A 19,060-nucleotide genomic window follows, 5' to 3' on the forward strand; every position below is an offset into this window, starting at 1 on the left:
CGGGACTAGGGTGACCCCTCCGCCGGCGAACGCCGAGCGGGTGCGGTCGAGTTGGGGGAAGGGCATGGAGAAGGGCGAGGTGCTCGGCGGTCGCTTCCGGCTGGAGCAGGAACTGGGCAGGGGCGGCTTCGGCGTGGTCTGGCGGGCGACCGACCCGGTCATGCACCGGCAGGTGGCGATCAAGGTGCTGCTCGCCGAGCACGCCACCGACCGGGAGGCGGTCGGCCGGTTCGTCCGCGAGGCCCAGACGGCCGGCGGCCTCAGCGACCCGCACATCGTCACCGTGTACGACTACGGGTGGATCGAGACCGGCCAGGTGAGGATCCCGTACCTGGTGATGGAGCTGGTTCCCGGCCGGGCGCTGTCCGAGGTGCTCAAGGACGGCCTGCCGGACCACCGGAAGGCGCTGCGCTGGATGCGGCACGTGTGCAAGGCGCTGGACGCCGCGCACCGCTCGGGGGTCGTCCACCGGGACATCAAGCCCGAGAACGTGATGATCGAGGAGGACGGCGAGCGGGCCAGGGTCCTGGACTTCGGCATCGCCCGGCTGGTCACCCAGACCGTCCGGCTCACCTCCACCGGCAACGTGGTCGGCACCGTCCCGTACCTGGCGCCCGAGTGCTGGTCCGGCGGCGCGGTGGACGGCAGGACCGACCTCTACGCGCTCGGCATCATGCTCCACCAGGTCTCCACCGGCGCGCGCCCGTTCCACGCCTCCTCGGCCGCCGAGTACATGTACAAGCACCTGGAGGAGGTCCCGCCCCGGGTGCGCAGCAAGGACCCGGCGCTCGCCGAGCTGATCGCCGGGCTGCTCGCCAAGCGGCCCGAGCAGCGGCCGGCCTCCGCCGGCGAGGTGCTGGAGCGGCTGCGCGGCATCGAGGAGGGGATGTGGCTCCCGGGCGACCCCAGCCCGGAGCAGCTGCGGCGGCGGGCCGACCAGGCGTGGCGGTACGGCGAGGCCGGCGAGGCGGCGGAGGCGGTGCAGATCCTCACCGGGCTCGTCCCCGACTTCGCCCGGATCTGCGGCCCGGACGACCCGCGCACCCTGCGCACCTGCCACGACCTGGCCCTCTGGCTGGCCGGGGACGGCAGCCCGGGCGCCGCCGTCGCCCTGCTGGACGAGCTGGCCCGGGTGCCGGGCGCCACCCCGGAGGCCAGGGCGGACGTGCGGCGCGACCTCGCGCACTGGCAGCGGGAGGTCGCCCGGCTCGGTCCGGGCCGGGCGCGGGCCCTCGCCCCGGTCCTGGGGGTGCTGCTCGGCGGCGGCGCGCAGGGCTGAGGCCGGTCCGCCCCGGCGCTCCGGCGGTCCGCCCCGGGCGTGCGGGCCGCCGAGCCGCGGCCGGAGCGGGCACCGGGCGGATTCCGCCGACCGGGACGGCCTGGCCCGCCGCCCCGGCCCCTGGCACGGGGGTCGTCGGAAGCCTCAGGCCCGCACGCCCGCACCCCGGCGCTCGCACCCGTCGCCACGCCCGCCCTCGCGCCCGCCCTCACTCCTGCCCGAGCACCGCGCGCAGTCGCTCGGCCCGATCGGCCTGCGGCCCCTCCAGCGCGAGCAGCCCCGTGAGCACCCGGGCCGTCTGCGGATCGTGCAGCGCCGTCGCCGCCGCCATCGCGGTGAACTGGTCCACCAGCCAGTCGCGCAGCTCCGCCACCGGCAGCGTGCGTCCCTCGTCCAGCCAGCTCAGCGACGCGCCCTCGACCACCGCGATCCACGAGCGCACCAGCAGCGTCAGCCGCGGCCCGGCCTCCCGCACGCCCAGGTGGCGCAGCGTCCGCCGCAGCGCCGCCCGCCGGACGTCGTCCACGATCGCCGAGGTGCGGGCGGTCTCCACCACCGAACCGCCGCGCAGCAGCGCCGAGTAGCCCGCGTCGTGCTCGGCCACGAACGCGAAGTAGCCGTCCAGCACCGCCGACAGCTGCTCGGACGGCGTCCCGGTCACCGGCACCGCGAAGCGGCTGGTCAACTCGTCCGCCGCGGAGCGCAGCGCGGCCTCGTACAACTGCTGCTTGCCGCCCGCGAAGTAGCGGTAGACCAGCGGGCGGGAGGCCTCGGCGGCCTCGGCGACGTCGTCGAGGCTCACCTCCTCGGGCGGCCTGGCGGCGAACAGCTCCAGGGCGACCGCGATCAGCTGCTCGCGCCGTTGCTGGACCGGCAGCCGCCGGTAGCCGCTGCGGCGCGGGCGCGGCTCGATTACGGCCGGGGCGGGCGGCTGACCGGCTGCCGGGGCGGGGCGGGCGTCCATGGCGGCCAGCGTAATGGGCGTCGGACGGATCGGATCCTGTCGCGCCGAACGGATTTTCGCAGGCGGGGCCGGTGGCAAAGGGGTTGCAAAGCCGCCGGACCGCGAAATGATGTCCGAATGCGTGAAGAACTGATCACCGCCGACGGCGCCACCCCTCGCCGCATTGCCGACGACCACGTCCGCGAACTGGCCGAACTCGACCCGCTGACCGCGGTGTACCTCGGCCTCAACCTCGATGACGACCGACTTCCCGACCTTTCCCCGGCCGGCTCGGAAGCACTGGCCGACCTGGCCCGCCGCACCCTGGCGAAGCTCGACGAGGCCGAGCGGGCCGGCGTCGCCGAGGACGAGGCGGAGCGCCGCTGCGCCCGGCTGCTGCGCGAGCGGCTGAGCGCCGAACTCGCCGTCCACGCGGCGGGGGAGCACTTCCGCTCGCTGCGCAACCTCGGCTCCCCGGTGCACGACCTGCGGGAGTCCTTCACCCTGATGGGCACCGACACCGAGGCCGAGTGGCAGGTGGTCGGCCGCCGGCTGGCGAGGGTCCCGGTGGCGTTCGAGCAGTACCGGCAGACGCTGGCCGGGGGCGTCGAGCGCGGGCTGCTGTCCGGCCCGCGCCAGGTGGCCACGGTGCTCGGGCAGTTCGCCGAGTGGCTGGGCGAGGACGCGTCCGCCGAGGGCGCGCCCGGTGCCTGGTTCGGGCAGTTCGCGCAGGGCGCTCCGGAGGGCCTGCGCGCCGAGCTGTCGAAGCACGCGGCGGCCGCCGACGCGGCGCTGGCCGAACTGCGCGACTGGCTGCGCGACGTGTACGGCCCGGCCGTGGCCGGCGCCCCGGACACCGCGGGCCGGGAGCGCTACGCCCGCTGGGTGCGCTACTGGACCGGTGCCGACCTGGACCTGGACGAGGCCTACGCCTGGGCCTGGAGCGAGTTCCACGACCTGCTGGCGCAGATGGAGGCCGAGGCCGAGAAGGTCCTGCCGGGCGCGGGACCGCTGGCGGCGATGCGGTGGCTGGAGTCCGACGGCCCGGCCATCGAGGGCGCCGAGGCGGCCAGGGAGTACCTCCAGGGCCTGATGGACCAGGCCGTCCGGGACCTCCAGGGCACCCACTTCGACCTGGCCGAGCCGGTCACCCGGGTCGAGTCGAGGATCGCCCCGGCGGGCAGCGCCGCCGCACCGTACTACACCGCGCCCTCGCTGGACTTCAGCCGCCCCGGGCGGACCTGGCTGCCGCTGCTCGGCCGGGACCGCTTCCCGGTCTGGGACCTGGTCTCCACCTGGTACCACGAGGGCGTGCCCGGCCACCACCTCCAGCTCGCGCAGTGGAACTACGTCGCCGACCGGCTCTCCACCTACCAGGTGAGCCTCGGCGGGGTGAGCGCCAACCTGGAGGGCTGGGCGCTGTACGCCGAGCGCCTGATGGACGAGCTCGGCTACCTCACCGACCCGGGCCACCGGCTCGGCTACCTCAACGCCCAGATGATGCGGGCGCTGCGGGTCATCGTCGACATCGGCATGCACGTCGGCCTGGACTTCCCGGCGGACTCCCCGTACCGGCCGGGCGAGCCGGTCAGCCCCGAGTACGCCCGGGAGTTCTTCGGCCTGTACTGCGGCCTGTCCGCCGACTTCCTGGACAGCGAGCTGGTCCGCTACCTGGGCCTGCCGGGCCAGGCGATCGGCTACAAGCTCGGCGAGCGCGCCTGGCTGCGCGGCCGGGCGGCGGCGAAGGCGGCGCACGAGGCGCGCGGCGAGGAGTTCGACCTCAAGGCCTGGCACATGGCGGCGCTCTCGCAGGGCTCGCTGGGGCTGGACGACCTGGTCGCGGAGCTCTCGGCGCTCTGACCCGAGGCCGCGGAACCAGGCCCCCGGGACTCGGTCCCGAGTCCCGGGGGCCTGGTTCTTTTGTCCCGCAAGTCCGATTTGGTGAGGTTTTTCCTTGCCATTCGTCCGGAGCGGGGTTTGGCTGGAAGGCGACTGCGTGACCTCTCCGTCACCACTCCGGAAGGCTCGAACCGTGTCTGCGCAACCCGCAACCGGTCATGGGACCACGGACCGTCGCCGCTGGTGGGCGCTGGCGGTCATCGCCACCGCCCAGCTCATGATCGTGCTCGACATCACCATCGTGAACATCGCACTGCCGTCCGCCCAGCGGGACCTGGGCATCTCGGACGCCGACCGGCAGTGGGTGATCACCGCCTACACGCTCGCCTTCGGCGGCCTGCTGCTGCTCGGCGGGCGCGTGGGCGACCTCTTCGGCCGCAAGCGCGTCTTCACCGTCGGCCTGCTGGGCTTCGCCCTCGCCTCCGCCCTCGGCGGCGCGGCGGTCGGCCCGGCCATGCTCTTCGGCGCCCGTGCCCTCCAGGGCGCGTTCGGCGCCCTGCTCGCCCCCTCCGCGCTGGGGCTGCTCTCCACCACCTTCTCCGATCCCAGGGAACGCAGTACGGCCTTCGGCATCTTCGGTGCCATCGCCGGCGGCGGCTCCGCGATCGGCTTCATCGCCGGCGGTCTGCTGACCGAGTACCTGGACTGGCGCTGGTGCCTGTTCGTCAACGTGCCGATCGCCGCCGTCACCGCCTTCGCGGCGTTCACCGTGCTGCGGCGCGACCACGTCGAGAAGGGCCGCCGGATGCGGCTGGACCTGCCCGGGGCGCTGCTCGGCTGCGGCGGCCTGCTGGCGATCGTCTACGGCACCTCCGAGGCCGTGACCCGGGGCTGGGGCGACGGCCTGGTGGTCGGCCCGCTGGTCGTGGGCGTGGCACTGCTCGGGCTGTTCGTCCTGGTCGAACGCCGCACCGCGCACCCGCTGCTGCCGATGCACATCGTCGCCGACCGCAACCGCGGCGGCGGCGCCCTGTCGGTGGGCCTGGCGATGGTCGGCATGTTCGGCCTGTTCCTGTTCCTGACCTACTACCTCCAGGCCATCAAGCACTTCTCGCCGATCGTGTCCGGGCTGTCCTTCCTGCCGATGACGGCCGCCATCGTGCTGAGTTCGACGGGCCTCGCGGCCCGGATGATGACCAGGGTGCCGTCCAGGAACCTGATCGGCCCCGGGCTGCTGCTCGCCGCGGGCGGCATGGCCTGGCTGACCCAGATGCGGGTGGACAGCCCGTGGGCTGGCATGGTGCTGCCCGCCGAGCTGCTGATCGGCTTCGGCATGGGCCTGGTGTTCATGCCGGCGATGAGCCTGGCCACCCTCGGGGTCGCCCCGAACGAGGCCGGCGCGGCCTCGGCCACCATCAACTCGGCCCAGCAGGTGGGCGGTTCGGTCGGCACCGCGCTGCTGAACACGGTCGCGGCGAGCGCCACGGCGAGCTTCCTGGCCACCCGGATCGCCTCCGATCCCGCGGTGCGGGCCCAGGGTGCGGTGCACGGCTACGTCGTCGCGACCTGGGTGGCGATGGGCGTCCTGCTGGTGGCCGCGCTGGTCGCGGTGCTGATGATCGACCACCGGCCGGCGCCCGCCACGGCCACCGCCGTCCCGGTCGGGACGGAAGCGGCGTCCGGGGCGCGGGCGGTGGACGGGCGGCCGAGCCCGCGGGCCGTCGCCCGGGCCGACGTCAGGGCGAACGTCGAGGCCGTCGCCGAGGTCCGGGCCGACGCGGGGCCGGAGCGGCCACCGGGCGACTGAGGACGTGAGGCGAGGCCTCGCGGTCAACCTCCGGCGCCTGCCCGACTCCTGGCCACCGGCCGGGGACCAGGGAGGCGCCGCCGTGCCGCCCGACGACGGCCGGTACCGTGGCCGGGGCTTTCGCCCGTACCGCCACCGGGAAGCGGTGCCCGCCGACCGGTGACGCCGGGGGCGGCCGGATGCCGGTTTCTCATCGAGCTCCAAGGCGCCGGTCACACCCTTTCCAGGCTGAGGCGGCATAGTCGTGGCCGAACGCCGCCCCCCGATCGCCCCGGCAGGAGAAACAGGCATGGGCAAGCACCGCCGCCAGAGGTCCCGCCGCCGCGGACTGCTGGCACCGTCCCTGTTCACCGCGCTGTCCGCCGTCGCGGTCGCCGCCGTCCTGACCGGGACGAACGGACTGGACCTGTCCGACACGACGACCGCGGGGAAGGCCGCCCGCAGCACCCGCACCGTCGCCGCGCCCGCCCCGGCCACCGGACCGGCGGCACCCGCCGCCGCCACCCCCGCCGCGGCCCCCACCCCCACCCCCACCGCGACCGCGCCCCCGAGCCCGAGCCCGAGCCCGAGCCCGACCGCCGGTCCGGCCGACCCGGCGACGGCGACGCCCGCCACCCACGGCGCCGCCCTCGGCACCACGGGACCGGCCCCGGCCGACGACCGCGAGACCGGGACGGTCGGCGCCCTGTTCAGCGGCGCGGTGGCGGCCGGCGACCACTTCTGCACCGCCAGCGTGCTGCACAGCGCCACCGGCAACCTGCTGCTGACCGCCGCGCACTGCCTCAGCAGCACCGACGGCGTCACCTTCGCCCCCGGCTACCGCGACGGCTCCGCCCCGTACGGCACCTGGCGGGTGACCGCGATCCACACCACCGCCGGCTGGTCCCAGAAGGGCGAGGTGGACGAGGACTTCGCGATCCTGGAGACGGCCCCCAGCAACGGCCGCGAGGTCGAGGACGTGGTCGGCGGCAACCGGCTGGGCGCCGACGAGCCGTTCGACGCGACCGTCCGGCTCTACGGCTACCCGGGCAACTCCGAGACGCCCGTCCTGTGCACCAACACCACCGGGCAGCAGAGCGCCTACCAGCGGGTCGTCCAGTGCCCGGCCTACCCGGCCGGCACCAGCGGCGGTCCGTGGATCAACACCGCGACCGGCGACGTGATCGGCGCGATCGGCGGCTACCAGCAGGGCGGCGACACCGAGGACATCTCGTACAGCGCCTACTTCGACCACACCATCGCGGACCTGTACGCCCAGGCCGAGGCGGCCGCCTCCTGAGCCCGGGGCGGGATCCCGCCCCGCCGGGCCCCGGACATGACGAAGGCCCAGATCCGTGGATCAACTCCACTGATCTGGGCCTCTGTTGCACTTCCCGCGAAGTGCCCCCGGTAGGATTCGAACCTACGCACCCGCCTCCGGAGGGCGGTGCTCTATCCCCTGAGCTACGGGGGCCTACTGGCCTGTCGGCCGCTCGCGCTTCCGACGTGAGAACAGTATCAGGCTTCGGCCATGGTCCGTGCACGGGTTCCGGGAAGATCGTCCGGGCCGGGCCCCGGCCGCCGGCCGGGCTGGGGAGCGGGGAGCGGAAGTGTCCAAAGGCCGGACGGGGCGGCGGGGCCGCCGATACCCTCGGTGAGGTGTCGGGAGTGTCCGGGCGGGTCCTCGTGGTGGACGACAGCGAGGTGATCCGCCAGCTGATCAGGGTCAACCTGGAGCTCGAGGGCTTCGAGGTGGTGACCGCCGCCGACGGTGCCGAGTGCCTGGAGGTCATCCGCCGGGTGCAGCCCGACGTGGTGACGCTGGACGTGATGATGCCGCGGCTGGACGGCCTGCGGACGGCGGCCCGGCTGCGGGCGACCCCGGACACCAGCCGGCTGCCGATCGCGATCGTGAGCGCCTGCACCCCGGCGGACCTCGACCTGGGGGAGACGGTCGGGGTGGACGGCTACCTCGGCAAGCCCTTCGACCCGGCCGACCTGGTGGCCCTGGTCCGGCGCCTCGCGGCGGGCGGGCCCGTCGGACCGTCCGCCGAAGAGGCCGGGGGGCCGCCCGACGGAGTTCGCCCTGAGCGAACACGGCGTACCGATCACGGCTGAGACCCCCGCAACGACGGCGCCCGGGCGTCTCGACCGGTAAACCGGGTGGCGGGCGGGCACCCCGTCTCGCCTACGCTTGGCGTCGTGACCCCCGCAGACCTTTCCCAGGCAATCCAGGCCGCAGTGAGCTCCGCCGTCGAGGCGGGCGAGCTGGCCGTCGCCGTGCCCGAGCACGTGACGGTCGAGCGGCCCAAGAACAGGGACCACGGCGACTACGCGACCAACGTGGCCCTCCAGCTCGCCAAGGCGGCCGGCAAGCCGCCGCGAGCCGTTGCCGAGGTGCTGGCCGAGCGTCTGCGAGGGATCACCGGCGTCACCAAGGTCGACATCGCCGGTCCCGGCTTCCTGAACATCACCCTGGACACCGCCACCGCCGGTGCGCTGGCGCGCGCCGTCGTCGAGGCGGGCGAGGCGTACGGCCGCAACGAGGCCCTCAAGGGCCTGAAGATCAACCTGGAGTTCGTCTCCGCCAACCCGACCGGCCCGATCCACATCGGCGGCGTCCGCTGGGCCGCCGTCGGCGACTCGCTGGCGCGCGTGCTGCGGGCCTCCGGCGCCGACGTCACCACCGAGTACTACCTCAACGACGCCGGCGTGCAGATCACCAAGTTCGCCGCCTCCCTCCAGGCCGCCGCGAACGGCCGCGAGGTGCCCGAGGGCGGGTACGTCGGCGAGTACATCGTCGACATCGCCAAGGCGCTCACCGAGGCGGTCCCCGGCGTGCTCGACCTGCCCGAGGCCGAGCAGCTCGACGTCTTCCGCGCCGAGGGCCTGAAGCTCATGGTGGCCGAGATCAAGCGCTCGATGGACGAGTTCGGCACCCACTTCGACGTGTGGTTCTCGGAGCGGACGCTGCACGACTCCGGCGCGGTCGAGAAGGCCATCGACCGGCTGCGCGAGCAGGGCCACGTCTTCGAGCGGGACGGCGCGGTCTTCCTGCGCACCACCGACTTCGGTGACGACAAGGACCGCGTCCTGATCAAGGCCGACGGCGACAAGACCTACTTCGCCGCCGACGCCGCGTACTACCTGTCCAAGCGGGACCGCGGCGCCGAGGTCGCGCTCTACATGCTGGGCGCCGACCACCACGGCTACGTCAACCGCCTCAAGGCCATCGCGGCCTGCGCGGGCGACGACATGAACCACAACATCGAGGTGAAGATCGGCCAGTTCGTGAAGATGCTTCGCGACGGCGAAGAGGTCCGCATGTCCAAGCGGGCCGGCAACATCATCACGATCGACGACGTGGTCGAGTGGATCGGCGTCGACGCCGCCCGCTACACCCTGGCGCGCTCCTCCACGGACTCGACGATCACGCTGGACATCAACCTGCTGACCAGCCAGACCAACGAGAACCCGGTCTTCTACGTCCAGTACGCGCACACCCGGATGTGCGGGGTGGCGCGCAAGGCCGTCGAGCTGGGCGTGGACAAGGGCCCGGCCGAGCAGTTCAGGCCCGAACTGCTCGCCACCGAGTGGGAGTCCGACGTGCTCGGCCACCTCGCGGAGTTCCCGCGGGTGCTGGCCGCGGCCGGCGAGCTGCGCGAGCCGCACCGGGTCGCCGTGTACCTGGAGAAGCTCGCGGGCAAGTACCACCGCCTGTACGAGAACTGCATGTTCCTGCCCAAGGGCGACGAGGAACTCACCGACACGCACCGGGCCCGCCTCTGGCTGGTCGAGGCGACGCGCACCGTGCTCGCCAACGGGCTCACGCTCCTGGGCGTGACGGCGCCCGAGCGGATGTAGGCACCACCCCCACGTGCACTGCGGGGGGCGGCTGACGGTCAACGGGGACCGTCGCCGCCCCTCGCCATAGGTCTCGAAGGACTTACGAGCATGAGTCGTTCCGCACACCCCGCAGGACCCCGTCACGGCGACGTCCTGCCCGAGGGCCACTACCAGGCCCCGCCCGCCGACCTGAACGCGCTCGACCCCAAGGTCTGGGCGCGCACCGTCGCCCGGAACGCCGAGGGCGTGGCCACCGTCGGCGGCATCGACGTCAAGCGGCTGGCCGCCGAGTTCGGCACCCCGGCCTACGTGCTGGACGAGGACGACTTCCGGGCCAGGGCGCGCGCCTGGCGGGACGCCTTCGGCACCGAGGCGGACGTCTACTACGCCGGCAAGGCGTTCCTCTCCAAGGCCGTCGTGCGCTGGCTGCACGAGGAGGGCCTCAACGTCGACGTGTGCAGCCCGGGCGAGCTGGCGGTCGCGCTGGCCGGCGGGATGCCGCCGAGGCGGATCGCGCTGCACGGCAACAACAAGTCGGTGGACGAGCTCGAGCACGCGGTGAAGACCGGCGTCGGGCACATCGTGGTCGACTCGTACGAGGAGATCGAGCGGCTCGCCGCGATCGCCGCCCGCCAGGGCGTGCGCCAGCAGGTGCTGGTCCGGGTCACCGTCGGCGTCGAGGCGCACACCCACGAGTTCATCGCCACCGCGCACGAGGACCAGAAGTTCGGCCTCTCGCTCACCGGCGGCGCGGCCGCCGAGGCGGTGCGCCGGGTGCTCGGCCACGACAGCCTGGAGCTGCGCGGCATCCACTCGCACATCGGCTCGCAGATCTTCGACATGGCGGGCTTCGAGGTGGCCGCCCGCCGGGTGGTCGGCCTGCTGGCCGGGATCCGCGACGAGCACGGCGTCGAGCTGCCCGAGATCGACCTCGGCGGCGGCCTCGGCATCGCGTACACCAGCGAGGACGACCCGCGCGAGCCGGCCGAGATCGCGGCCGCGCTGGCCGACATCGTCCGCCGCGAGTGCGCCGCCGTGCGGCTGAAGGCGCCCCGGCTGAGCGTGGAGCCGGGCCGGGCGATCGTCGGCCCGACCGCGTTCACGCTGTACGAGGTCGGCACCGTCAAGCCGCTGGAGGGCCTGCGCACCTACGTCAGCGTGGACGGCGGGATGTCCGACAACATCCGCACCGCGCTCTACGACGCCGAGTACTCGGTGGCCCTGGTATCGCGCACCAGCGAGGCGGAGCCGATGCTGGTGCGGGTGGTCGGCAAGCACTGCGAGTCCGGCGACATCGTCGTCCGGGACGCCTTCCTGCCGGCCGACCTGGCCCCGGGCGACCTGGTCGCGGTGCCCGCCACGGGCGCCTACTGCCGCTCGATGGCGAGCAACTACAACCACGCCCTGAAGCCTCCCGTGCTCGCCGTCAAGGACGGTGCGGCGCGGGTGATCGTCCGGCGCGAGACGGAGGAGGATCTCCTGCGTCTGGATATCGGATGACGAAATCCTTGTCTCAGATCATGGAACGACCGTAGATCCGTACGGAAAGTCCCGGAGACTGGTACGGACCGAAGTTTCCGGCGGCCACGGAAAACCCGCCGGAAATTACCGAAGCACGAAGAATGCAGAGCGGAGTCGGATGATGCGTACGCGCCCGCTGAAGGTGGCGTTGCTGGGTTGTGGTGTGGTGGGCTCCGAGGTGGCGCGCATCATGACGACGACGGCCGACGACCTCGCCGCTCGCATCGGTGCTCCGGTCGAGCTCGCCGGGATCGCGGTGCGCCGGGCCGGGCGGACCCGCCCCGGCGTCCCCGAGCACCTGATCACCACCGACGCCGAGGCCCTGGTCAACCGGGGTGACATCGACGTGGTGGTCGAGGTGGTGGGCGGCATCGAGCCGTCCAGGTCGCTGATCCTGTCCGCCTTCGCGCAGGGCGCCTCGGTGGTCAGCGCCAACAAGGCGCTGCTCGCCAAGGACGGCACCGAACTGCACGCCGCGGCCGCCGAGGCCGGCGTGGACCTGTACTACGAGGCCGCGGTGGCGGGCGCGATCCCGCTGCTGCGCCCGCTGCGCGAGTCCCTCGCGGGCGACAAGGTCAACCGGGTGCTGGGCATCGTCAACGGCACCACCAACTTCATCCTCGACAAGATGGACACCACCGGCGCCGGCTACTCGGAGGCGCTGGAGGAGGCCACCGCGCTGGGCTACGCCGAGGCCGACCCGACGGCCGACGTCGAGGGCTTCGACGCCGCCGCCAAGGCCGCGATCCTGGCCGGCATCGCCTTCCACACCAAGGTCACCGCGGCGGACGTCTACCGCGAGGGCCTCACCGAGGTGACCGCGGCCGACATCGCCTCCGCCAAGGAGATGGGCTGCGTGGTCAAGCTGCTCGCGATCTGCGAGCGGGCCGCCGACGGCGAGTCCGTCACCGCGCGCGTCCACCCGGCGATGATCCCGCTCTCGCACCCGCTGGCCTCGGTCCGCGAGGCGTACAACGCGGTGTTCGTGGAGGCCGAGGCGGCCGGCCGGCTGATGTTCTACGGCCCCGGCGCGGGCGGCTCGCCGACCGCCTCCGCGGTGCTCGGCGACCTGGTCGCGGTCTGCCGCAACAAGCTGGCCGGCGCCACCGGTCCCGGTGACTCGGTGTACACCAGGCTGCCGGCCAAGCCGATGGACGAGGTGGTCACCCGCTACCACGTCAGCCTGGACGTGGACGACCGCGCGGGCGTGCTCGCCCAGGTGGCGTCCGTCTTCGCCGAGCACGGCGTCTCCATCGACACCGTGCGCCAGCAGGGCCGCGACGGCGACGCCTCGCTCGTCGTGGTCACCCACCGTGCCACCGACGCCGCGCTGTCGGCGACGGTCGACAAGCTCCGCGCGCTGGACAGCGTGCGGGACGTGGCCAGCATCATGCGGGTCGAAGGGGAATAAGGAACCAGCCATGAACGCCGTTGCCGAGAACGTCGTCCGAGGCGCGCACACCCACCAGTGGCGCGGCCTGATCGAGGAGTACCGGGACCGCCTGCCGGTCACCGCGGCCACCCCGGTGGTCACCCTGTTGGAGGGCGGCACGCCCCTGGTCCCCGCCCAGGTGCTCTCCGAGCGCACCGGCTGCGAGGTCTACCTCAAGGTCGAGGGCGCCAACCCGACCGGCTCCTTCAAGGACCGCGGGATGACGATGGCCATCTCCAAGGCCAAGGAGGAGGGCGCGCAGGCGGTCATCTGCGCGTCCACCGGCAACACCTCGGCCTCCGCCGCCGCGTACGCGGTGCGGGCCGGGATGGTCTCCGCGGTGCTCGTCCCGCAGGGCAAGATCGCCCTCGGCAAGATGGGCCAGGCGCTGGTGCACGGCGCCAGGATCCTCCAGGTCGACGGGAACTTCGACGACTGCCTGACGCTCGCACGCGAACTGTCCGAGAAGTACCCGGTGGCGCTGGTCAACTCGGTGAACCCGGTGCGGATCGAGGGCCAGAAGACCGCGGCCTTCGAGATCGTCGACATGCTCGGCGACGCCCCCGACATCCACGTCCTGCCGGTCGGCAACGCGGGCAACATCACCGCGTACTGGAAGGGCTACCGCGAGTACGCCCACCCGTCGCCCGCCGCCACCCTTGACGGGGGCGCTTCGCGCCGCACCCTCCCTGCCATGTCGACCCGCACCCCGCGGATGTGGGGCTTCCAGGCCTCCGGCTCGGCCCCGATCGTGGACGGCGCGCCGGTGCTCAAGCCGCAGACCATCGCCACCGCGATCCGGATCGGCAACCCGGCCTCCTGGGACTTCGCGCTCGCCGCGCGGGACGAGTCCGGCGGCCTCATCGACAAGGTGACGGACCGTCAGATCCTGTCCGCCTACCGGCTGTTGGCCTCGCAGGAGGGCGTCTTCGTGGAGCCCGCCTCGGCCGCCTCGGTGGCCGGCCTGCTGGCCAAGGCGGAGGCCGGCCTGGTCGACCCCGGCCAGCGGATCGTCTGCACCGTGACCGGCAACGGCCTCAAGGACCCGGACTGGGCGGTGGCCGGCGCGCCGCAGCCGCAGGTCGTCCCGATCGACCCGGAGACGGCCGCCCGGAGCCTCGGGCTGCTCGACTGACGGGCCATGACACCCGGCGGGCCGACCCCTTCGGGGGCCGGCCCGCCGAAGTTCTCCGCTGACCGCTTCCGTGTCAACCGAGCCGCGCACCGCCGCCCGTTCCCGGTGCGCATTCCGGCCAGAACCGCAACACACCGGATCGAAGGCCCACGGGGTGTACCGCTCGGGAACCTCTCTTCGATACTCTGGCTTCGGCCGTGTGGCACATGCCCCGGGCCCGGCGGGTCCGGGCCGCGCCGACCGTCGCGACCGCCCGCCCCGGAGGGGCCGCGGTCCGTTCCCCACCCTCGCACCGACGACGCGCTCCGCGCCGCCCGATTTCCCCAGGAGAGTCCACCGCATGGCCGGTCCCGCGTTCCGTGCCGCCGCCGTCCGGGTCAGGGTTCCCGCGACCAGCGCCAACCTCGGCCCCGGCTTCGACGCCTTCGGGCTCGCGCTGGGCCTGTACGACGACGTGGTCGTCCGGGTCGCCGACTCCGGCCTCTCCGTCGACATCGCCGGTGAGGGCGCCGAGACGCTGCCGCGCGACGAGCGCCACCTGCTGGTCCGCGCGATGCGCGCCGCCTTCGACCGGCTCGGGGGCCAGCCGCGGGGCCTCGAAATCGTCTGTGCCAACCGGATACCGCACGGCCGCGGCCTCGGCTCCTCCTCGGCCGCCATCTGCGCCGGCATCGTGGCCGCCCGGGCGGTGACGATCGGCGGACCGTCCGCGCTGGACGACGACGCGCTGCTGGCCCTCGCCTCCGAGCTGGAGGGCCACCCGGACAACGTCGCGGCCTGCCTGCGCGGCAACTTCACCATCGCCTGGACCGACGAGGAGTCGGCCAGGGCGGTCGCGCTGGAGCCGTCCGAGCAGGTCGTCCCGGTGGTGTTCGTGCCGGCCGGCGAGGTGCTCACCGAGACCGCGCGCGGACTGCTGCCGAAGACCGTCCCGCTGGCCGACGCCGCCGTCAACGCCGGCCGCTCCGCGCTGCTGGTGGAGGCGCTGACCAGGCGCCCGGAACTGCTCCTCACCGCCACCGAGGACCGGCTGCACCAGGACTACCGCGCCTCCGCGATGCCGGACAGCGCCGCGCTGGTCGGCGCACTGCGCGCCGAGGGCGTCCCCGCGGTCATCTCCGGGGCCGGTCCGACCGTGCTGGCGCTCACCGACGAGGCGGGCGCCGACGGGGTGCTCTCCTTCGCCGGGCACCACGGCCACGGCGGTGACCCGGCGTTCGCCGCGCACCGCCTGGACGTCGACCGGGCCGGGGCCGTCGTGCTCCCACTGGACGTCTGAGCAGCGCGAACGGCCCGTCCGGGGCCCGGCGCAGGCACCCTGCCGAGCCGGCCCCGACGGACACGATTGGCAAGCGCAAGGCTGGGGAATGTCTCAGGGGGTCGGTAGTGTTAACCTCATTGCTGCACCAGGTGCCCTCCGGGGCTAGGTGCACCGCGTCCCGATCCCCGCGCTCCACGGCAGTGGAGTCCCGGCGATGCACGGGGCGACGATTCTCCGGGAGCCCACCGCAGCGCGTACGCAGCCTGCCTGCGCACATGCGGCCGCATCCCGAAGCCGTGACGGCACCTGACTCCCACCCGCGGCCTCCCACCTAGAGGCCAGGACGGGCGGAGCGCGGGCCACCGTCACGCGACGGGGGCCCGGGATTCGCAGGAAGCGTGGGGGTTACGCCCCCAGGGGAGGTCGACACACGACCGGCCCACGCGCCACTCAGCACCACCGTGCTTCACGCACCGCACCTCGTACGTAGCTCTCCCTCGACGGGCTCCCGCCATTCGAGGGATCACCGCCTCGGACCGACGCAGTCGAGCGTTGGTCAGGACAGCACAACCGGTCGCCGAGCCAGACAGGCCGACGTCCGCTCCAGGGAAGGACCCTTAGTGAGCGACTCCACCGATCTGATGGGCGCGCGCCCGGACGCCGAAGCGTCGGACGCGGCCGCCCCCGCTGCCCCGGCGCGGCGCCGCCGCAGTGCCGCCGCCGGCCTGGACGGCATGGTCCTGGCCGAGCTCCAGAAGCTCGCCGCGGACCTTGGCATCACCGGTACCGGACGCATGCGCAAGAGCCAGCTGATCGAGACCATCAAGGAGAAGAGCGGCGGGGACCCGCTGCTCGCCGCCGGTGGCACCGCCCCGGCCGCCAAGCGTGCCGCCGCCAAGGCGGACGCCGAGGCCCCGGCCGAGAAGCCGGCCCGCCGCACCAAGGCCGCCGCCGCCAAGGCGGAGGCCGAGGCCGCGGCCGCCGCCGAGTCGCAGGCCCAGATCGAGATCCCGGTCCAGGCCGCCGCGGAGACCGCCGCCCCCGCCCGTGCCGAGCGCACCCGCCGCCGCGCCACCGCGGCCGCCGGCGCCCCCACCGCTCCGGCCGGCGAGGCCGAGGCCGCCACCGTCGCGGTCGCCGAGCCGAAGCAGGCCGAGGCCCGCCCGGCCGAGACCCGCGGCTTCGAGGGCCGCGAGGACAGCCGGGAGAGCCGTCGCGACCGCCGTGAGCGCCGCGACCGCGGCGAGCGCACCGACCGTACCGAGCGCACCGAGCGCCAGGAGGGCGGCGAGGCCCAGGACGCCGACGGGCGCGAGTCGCGTCGCGACCGCCGCAGCCGCCGCGACCGCACTGAGCGCACCGAGCGCACCGAGCGCCAGGGTGGCCAGCAGCAGGGCGGCCAGGCCGACCAGCAGAGTCGCCAGGCCCAGCCGGCCCAGCAGCAGCCGGCCCCGCAGGGCGGTTACGAGGACGACGAGTTCGGCGACGGCCGCCGTGGCCGGCGCGGGCGCTACCGCGACCGCCGTGGCCGCCGCGGGCGCGACGGCTTCGAGGCCGGCCCCGTCGAGACGCCGATCGGCGAGGACGACGTCCTGATCCCGGTCGCGGGCATCCTCGACATCCTCGACAACTACGCGTTCGTGCGCACCTCCGGCTACCTGCCGGGGCAGAACGACGTCTACGTCTCGCTCGCCCAGGTCCGCAAGAACGGCCTGCGCAAGGGTGACGCCATCACCGGCGCGGTGCGCCAGCCGCGCGACGGCGAGCGCCGCGAGAAGTTCAACGCCATGGTGCGGCTGGACTCCGTCAACGGCATGGACCCGGAGAGCGGCCGCGGCCGCCCCGAGTTCAACAAGCTCACCCCGCTGTACCCGCAGGACCGGCTGCGCCTGGAGACCGACCCGGGCGTGCTGACCACCCGGATCATCGACCTGGTGTCGCCGATCGGCAAGGGCCAGCGCGGTCTGATCGTCGCGCCGCCGAAGACCGGCAAGACCATGGTGCTCCAGGCGGTCGCCAACGCGATCACCCACAACAACCCCGAGTGTCACCTGATGGTCGTCCTGGTCGACGAGCGTCCGGAAGAGGTCACCGACATGCAGCGGTCGGTGAAGGGCGAGGTCATCTCCTCGACCTTCGACCGCCCGGCCGAGGACCACACCACCGTCGCCGAGCTGGCCATCGAGCGCGCCAAGCGCCTGGTGGAGCTGGGCCACGACGTGGTCATCCTGCTGGACTCGATCACCCGCCTGGGCCGCGCCTACAACCTGGCGGCGCCGGCCTCCGGCCGCATCCTGTCCGGTGGTGTCGACTCGACCGCGCTGTACCCGCCGAAGAAGTTCTTCGGTGCCGCGCGCAACATCGAGAACGGCGGCTCGCTGACCATCCTGGCCACCGCGCTGGTCGAGACCGGCTCGCGCATGGACGAGGTGATCTTCGAGGAGTTCAAGGGCACCGGCAACATGGAGCTCAAGCTCGACCGGAAGCTCTCGGACAAGCGCATCTTCCCGGCCGTCGACGTGGACGCCTCCAGCACCCGCAAGGAGGAGATCCTGCTCGGCAGTGAGGAGTTGGCCATCGTCTGGAAGCTGCGCCGGGTGCTGCACGCGCTCGACTCGCAGCAGGCGATCGAGCTGCTCCTGGACAAGATGAAGCAGACCAAGAGCAACGCCGAGTTCCTGATGCAGATCGCCAAGACCACCCCCGGCTCCGGCGACTGACGGTAGCCGGACGGCTGTCGAAGCACGGAACCCCGGATCGCGCGAGCGGTCCGGGGTTCCGTGCGTCCGTGCCCGGGTTGTTCCAGAGTTGGGACACGTTGAGGCCTTTGGATCATGTTGTCCGATTTACTCTGGACCGTATGGCCGAGCACAAGAGGGTCCCGAGTCGCCGCCGCAAGGTCCTGCGGACGGCCGCCTGCGCGTTCGTCGCGCTCGTCGTCCTCGGCGCCGGTGCGGCCGTCTACGCGTACGTGCGGTTGAACGACAACATCAGGAGCGTCGACATCGACGGCCGGCTCGGCGACGCCAGGCCTCCGGCCGCCACCGACGGGTCCTTCAACATCCTGGTGCTGGGCTCCGACTCGCGGGCCGGCGACAACGGCTCGGTGGCCGGCGGGGACACCGGCGACACCGCCCGCTCGGACACCGCGATGGTGCTGCACGTCAGCCAGGACCACTCCCGCGCCCAGATCGTCTCGATACCGCGCGACACCCTGGTCGCCCGCCCCGACTGCACCGACGCGAAGGGCGGGGCGGTGCCGGCGGCCAAGCGCGCGATGTACAACAGCGCCTTCGAGGCCGGCGGCGCGGCCTGCGCGGTCAAGACCACCGAGCAGCTCACCGGACTGCGGATGGACCACTACCTCCAGATCGACTTCGCCGGCTTCGCCCGGGTCGTCGACGCGATAGGCGGGGTCACCGTGAACACCACGGTGGCCATCCACGACAAGGACAGCGGGCTCGACCTGCCGGCCGGTGAGCACCACCTGGACGGGAAGCAGGCACTGGCCTTCGTGCGCACCAGGCACGGCGTCGGCGACGGCAGCGACCTCGGCCGGATCGAACTCCAGAAGCAGATGGTGAAGTCCCTGCTGGCGCAGGCCGGGGGGACCGGGCTGTTCACCAACCCGGTGAAGCTGTGGTCGATCGGCGACACCGCGACCAGGAGCATCACCACCGACTCCGCGCTCGGCTCGGTGAACTCGCTGGTGGGGCTCGCCCAGGAACTCAAGGGCATCGGCCCGGACCAGCTGAGCATGGTCACCCTGCCGGTGGAGACCGCCCCCAGCGACCCGAACCGGGTGGTCCAGCAGCAGCCGCAGGCCGACCAGGTCTGGGCGGCGCTCAGGGCCGACCGGCCGTTCCCGCAGGCGGTCGTCTCCGCGCAGCCGGAGAACCCCGCCCAGGCGGCCCCCACGGCCGCTCCGACGGCCGCCCCGTCGACGGGTGCGAGGAGCACGGGGAAGGCCACCGCGAAGGCCGGCACGGCGCGCTGAGCGGCGCCCGGAATATCCCGG

At 73.4% G+C, this 19,060-nt stretch carries 13 protein-coding genes and 1 tRNA gene; 12 read left to right on the forward strand and 2 right to left on the reverse strand.

Annotation, left to right across the window (positions count from 1 at the left end; all coding sequences use genetic code 11):
* Positions 1 to 10 precede the first annotated feature (10 nt).
* Positions 11 to 1,279: a serine/threonine-protein kinase gene (locus ACZ7C5_RS15580; protein ID WP_470322742.1), complete on the forward strand. Its 1,269-nt coding sequence runs from the start codon at positions 11 to 13 to the stop codon at positions 1,277 to 1,279.
* A 208-nt stretch (positions 1,280 to 1,487) separates the two neighbouring features.
* Here ACZ7C5_RS15580 and ACZ7C5_RS15585 read toward each other — a convergent pair whose 3' ends face one another.
* Complete coding sequence (locus ACZ7C5_RS15585; RefSeq protein ID WP_401083522.1) at positions 1,488 to 2,243, reverse strand: TetR/AcrR family transcriptional regulator; 756 nt, start codon at positions 2,241 to 2,243, stop codon at positions 1,488 to 1,490.
* Between the two features lie 117 nt (positions 2,244 to 2,360).
* On the opposite strand from ACZ7C5_RS15585, the gene ACZ7C5_RS15590 reads away from it, so the two are divergent.
* The 3 genes from ACZ7C5_RS15590 to ACZ7C5_RS15600 all read left to right on the forward strand — a co-directional run bounded on the left by ACZ7C5_RS15590 (position 2,361) and on the right by ACZ7C5_RS15600 (position 7,147).
* Positions 2,361 to 4,082, forward strand: coding sequence for a DUF885 domain-containing protein (locus tag ACZ7C5_RS15590; RefSeq protein WP_401083524.1), 1,722 nt, complete (start codon positions 2,361 to 2,363; stop codon positions 4,080 to 4,082).
* A gap of 172 nt (positions 4,083 to 4,254) precedes the next feature.
* On the forward strand, positions 4,255 to 5,868 hold the full coding sequence (locus ACZ7C5_RS15595; RefSeq protein ID WP_401083526.1) for an MFS transporter: 1,614 nt from the start codon (positions 4,255 to 4,257) through the stop codon (positions 5,866 to 5,868).
* A 289-nt stretch (positions 5,869 to 6,157) separates the two neighbouring features.
* Positions 6,158 to 7,147: a trypsin-like serine peptidase gene (locus tag ACZ7C5_RS15600; protein ID WP_470322743.1), complete on the forward strand. Its 990-nt coding sequence runs from the start codon at positions 6,158 to 6,160 to the stop codon at positions 7,145 to 7,147.
* A 102-nt stretch (positions 7,148 to 7,249) separates the two neighbouring features.
* Here the strand turns inward: ACZ7C5_RS15600 and ACZ7C5_RS15605 are convergent.
* Positions 7,250 to 7,321 (reverse strand) — tRNA-Arg (locus ACZ7C5_RS15605).
* Between the two features lie 194 nt (positions 7,322 to 7,515).
* Here ACZ7C5_RS15605 and ACZ7C5_RS15610 point away from each other — a divergent pair.
* From ACZ7C5_RS15610 to ACZ7C5_RS15645, 8 genes are all read left to right on the forward strand, one after another.
* Complete coding sequence (locus ACZ7C5_RS15610) at positions 7,516 to 7,965, forward strand: response regulator (RefSeq protein WP_401083752.1); 450 nt, start codon at positions 7,516 to 7,518, stop codon at positions 7,963 to 7,965.
* A gap of 84 nt (positions 7,966 to 8,049) precedes the next feature.
* The gene (argS, locus tag ACZ7C5_RS15615) at positions 8,050 to 9,711 is read left to right on the forward strand and encodes an arginine--tRNA ligase (RefSeq protein WP_401083530.1); all 1,662 of its coding nucleotides are present in this window, start codon (positions 8,050 to 8,052) and stop codon (positions 9,709 to 9,711) included.
* Positions 9,712 to 9,801: 90 nt separating this feature from the next.
* A complete protein-coding gene (lysA, locus tag ACZ7C5_RS15620) occupies positions 9,802 to 11,193 on the forward strand; it encodes a diaminopimelate decarboxylase (protein ID WP_401083532.1) in 1,392 nt (463 codons plus the stop codon).
* Positions 11,194 to 11,332: 139 nt separating this feature from the next.
* The gene (locus tag ACZ7C5_RS15625; RefSeq protein WP_188297497.1) at positions 11,333 to 12,625 is read left to right on the forward strand and encodes a homoserine dehydrogenase; all 1,293 of its coding nucleotides are present in this window, start codon (positions 11,333 to 11,335) and stop codon (positions 12,623 to 12,625) included.
* Between the two features lie 10 nt (positions 12,626 to 12,635).
* A complete protein-coding gene (gene thrC / locus ACZ7C5_RS15630) occupies positions 12,636 to 13,781 on the forward strand; it encodes a threonine synthase (RefSeq protein ID WP_401083534.1) in 1,146 nt (381 codons plus the stop codon).
* A 340-nt stretch (positions 13,782 to 14,121) separates the two neighbouring features.
* The gene (thrB, locus tag ACZ7C5_RS15635) at positions 14,122 to 15,060 is read left to right on the forward strand and encodes a homoserine kinase (protein ID WP_401083536.1); all 939 of its coding nucleotides are present in this window, start codon (positions 14,122 to 14,124) and stop codon (positions 15,058 to 15,060) included.
* A gap of 602 nt (positions 15,061 to 15,662) precedes the next feature.
* On the forward strand, positions 15,663 to 17,762 hold the full coding sequence (gene rho / locus ACZ7C5_RS15640; protein WP_470322744.1) for a transcription termination factor Rho: 2,100 nt from the start codon (positions 15,663 to 15,665) through the stop codon (positions 17,760 to 17,762).
* Between the two features lie 140 nt (positions 17,763 to 17,902).
* Entirely contained in the window at positions 17,903 to 19,039 is a 1,137-nt protein-coding gene (locus ACZ7C5_RS15645; protein ID WP_401083540.1) for an LCP family protein, read from the forward strand.
* The last annotated feature ends 21 nt before the right edge of the window (positions 19,040 to 19,060 follow it).

It is taken from the genome of Kitasatospora sp. NPDC036993, assembly GCF_055607525.1.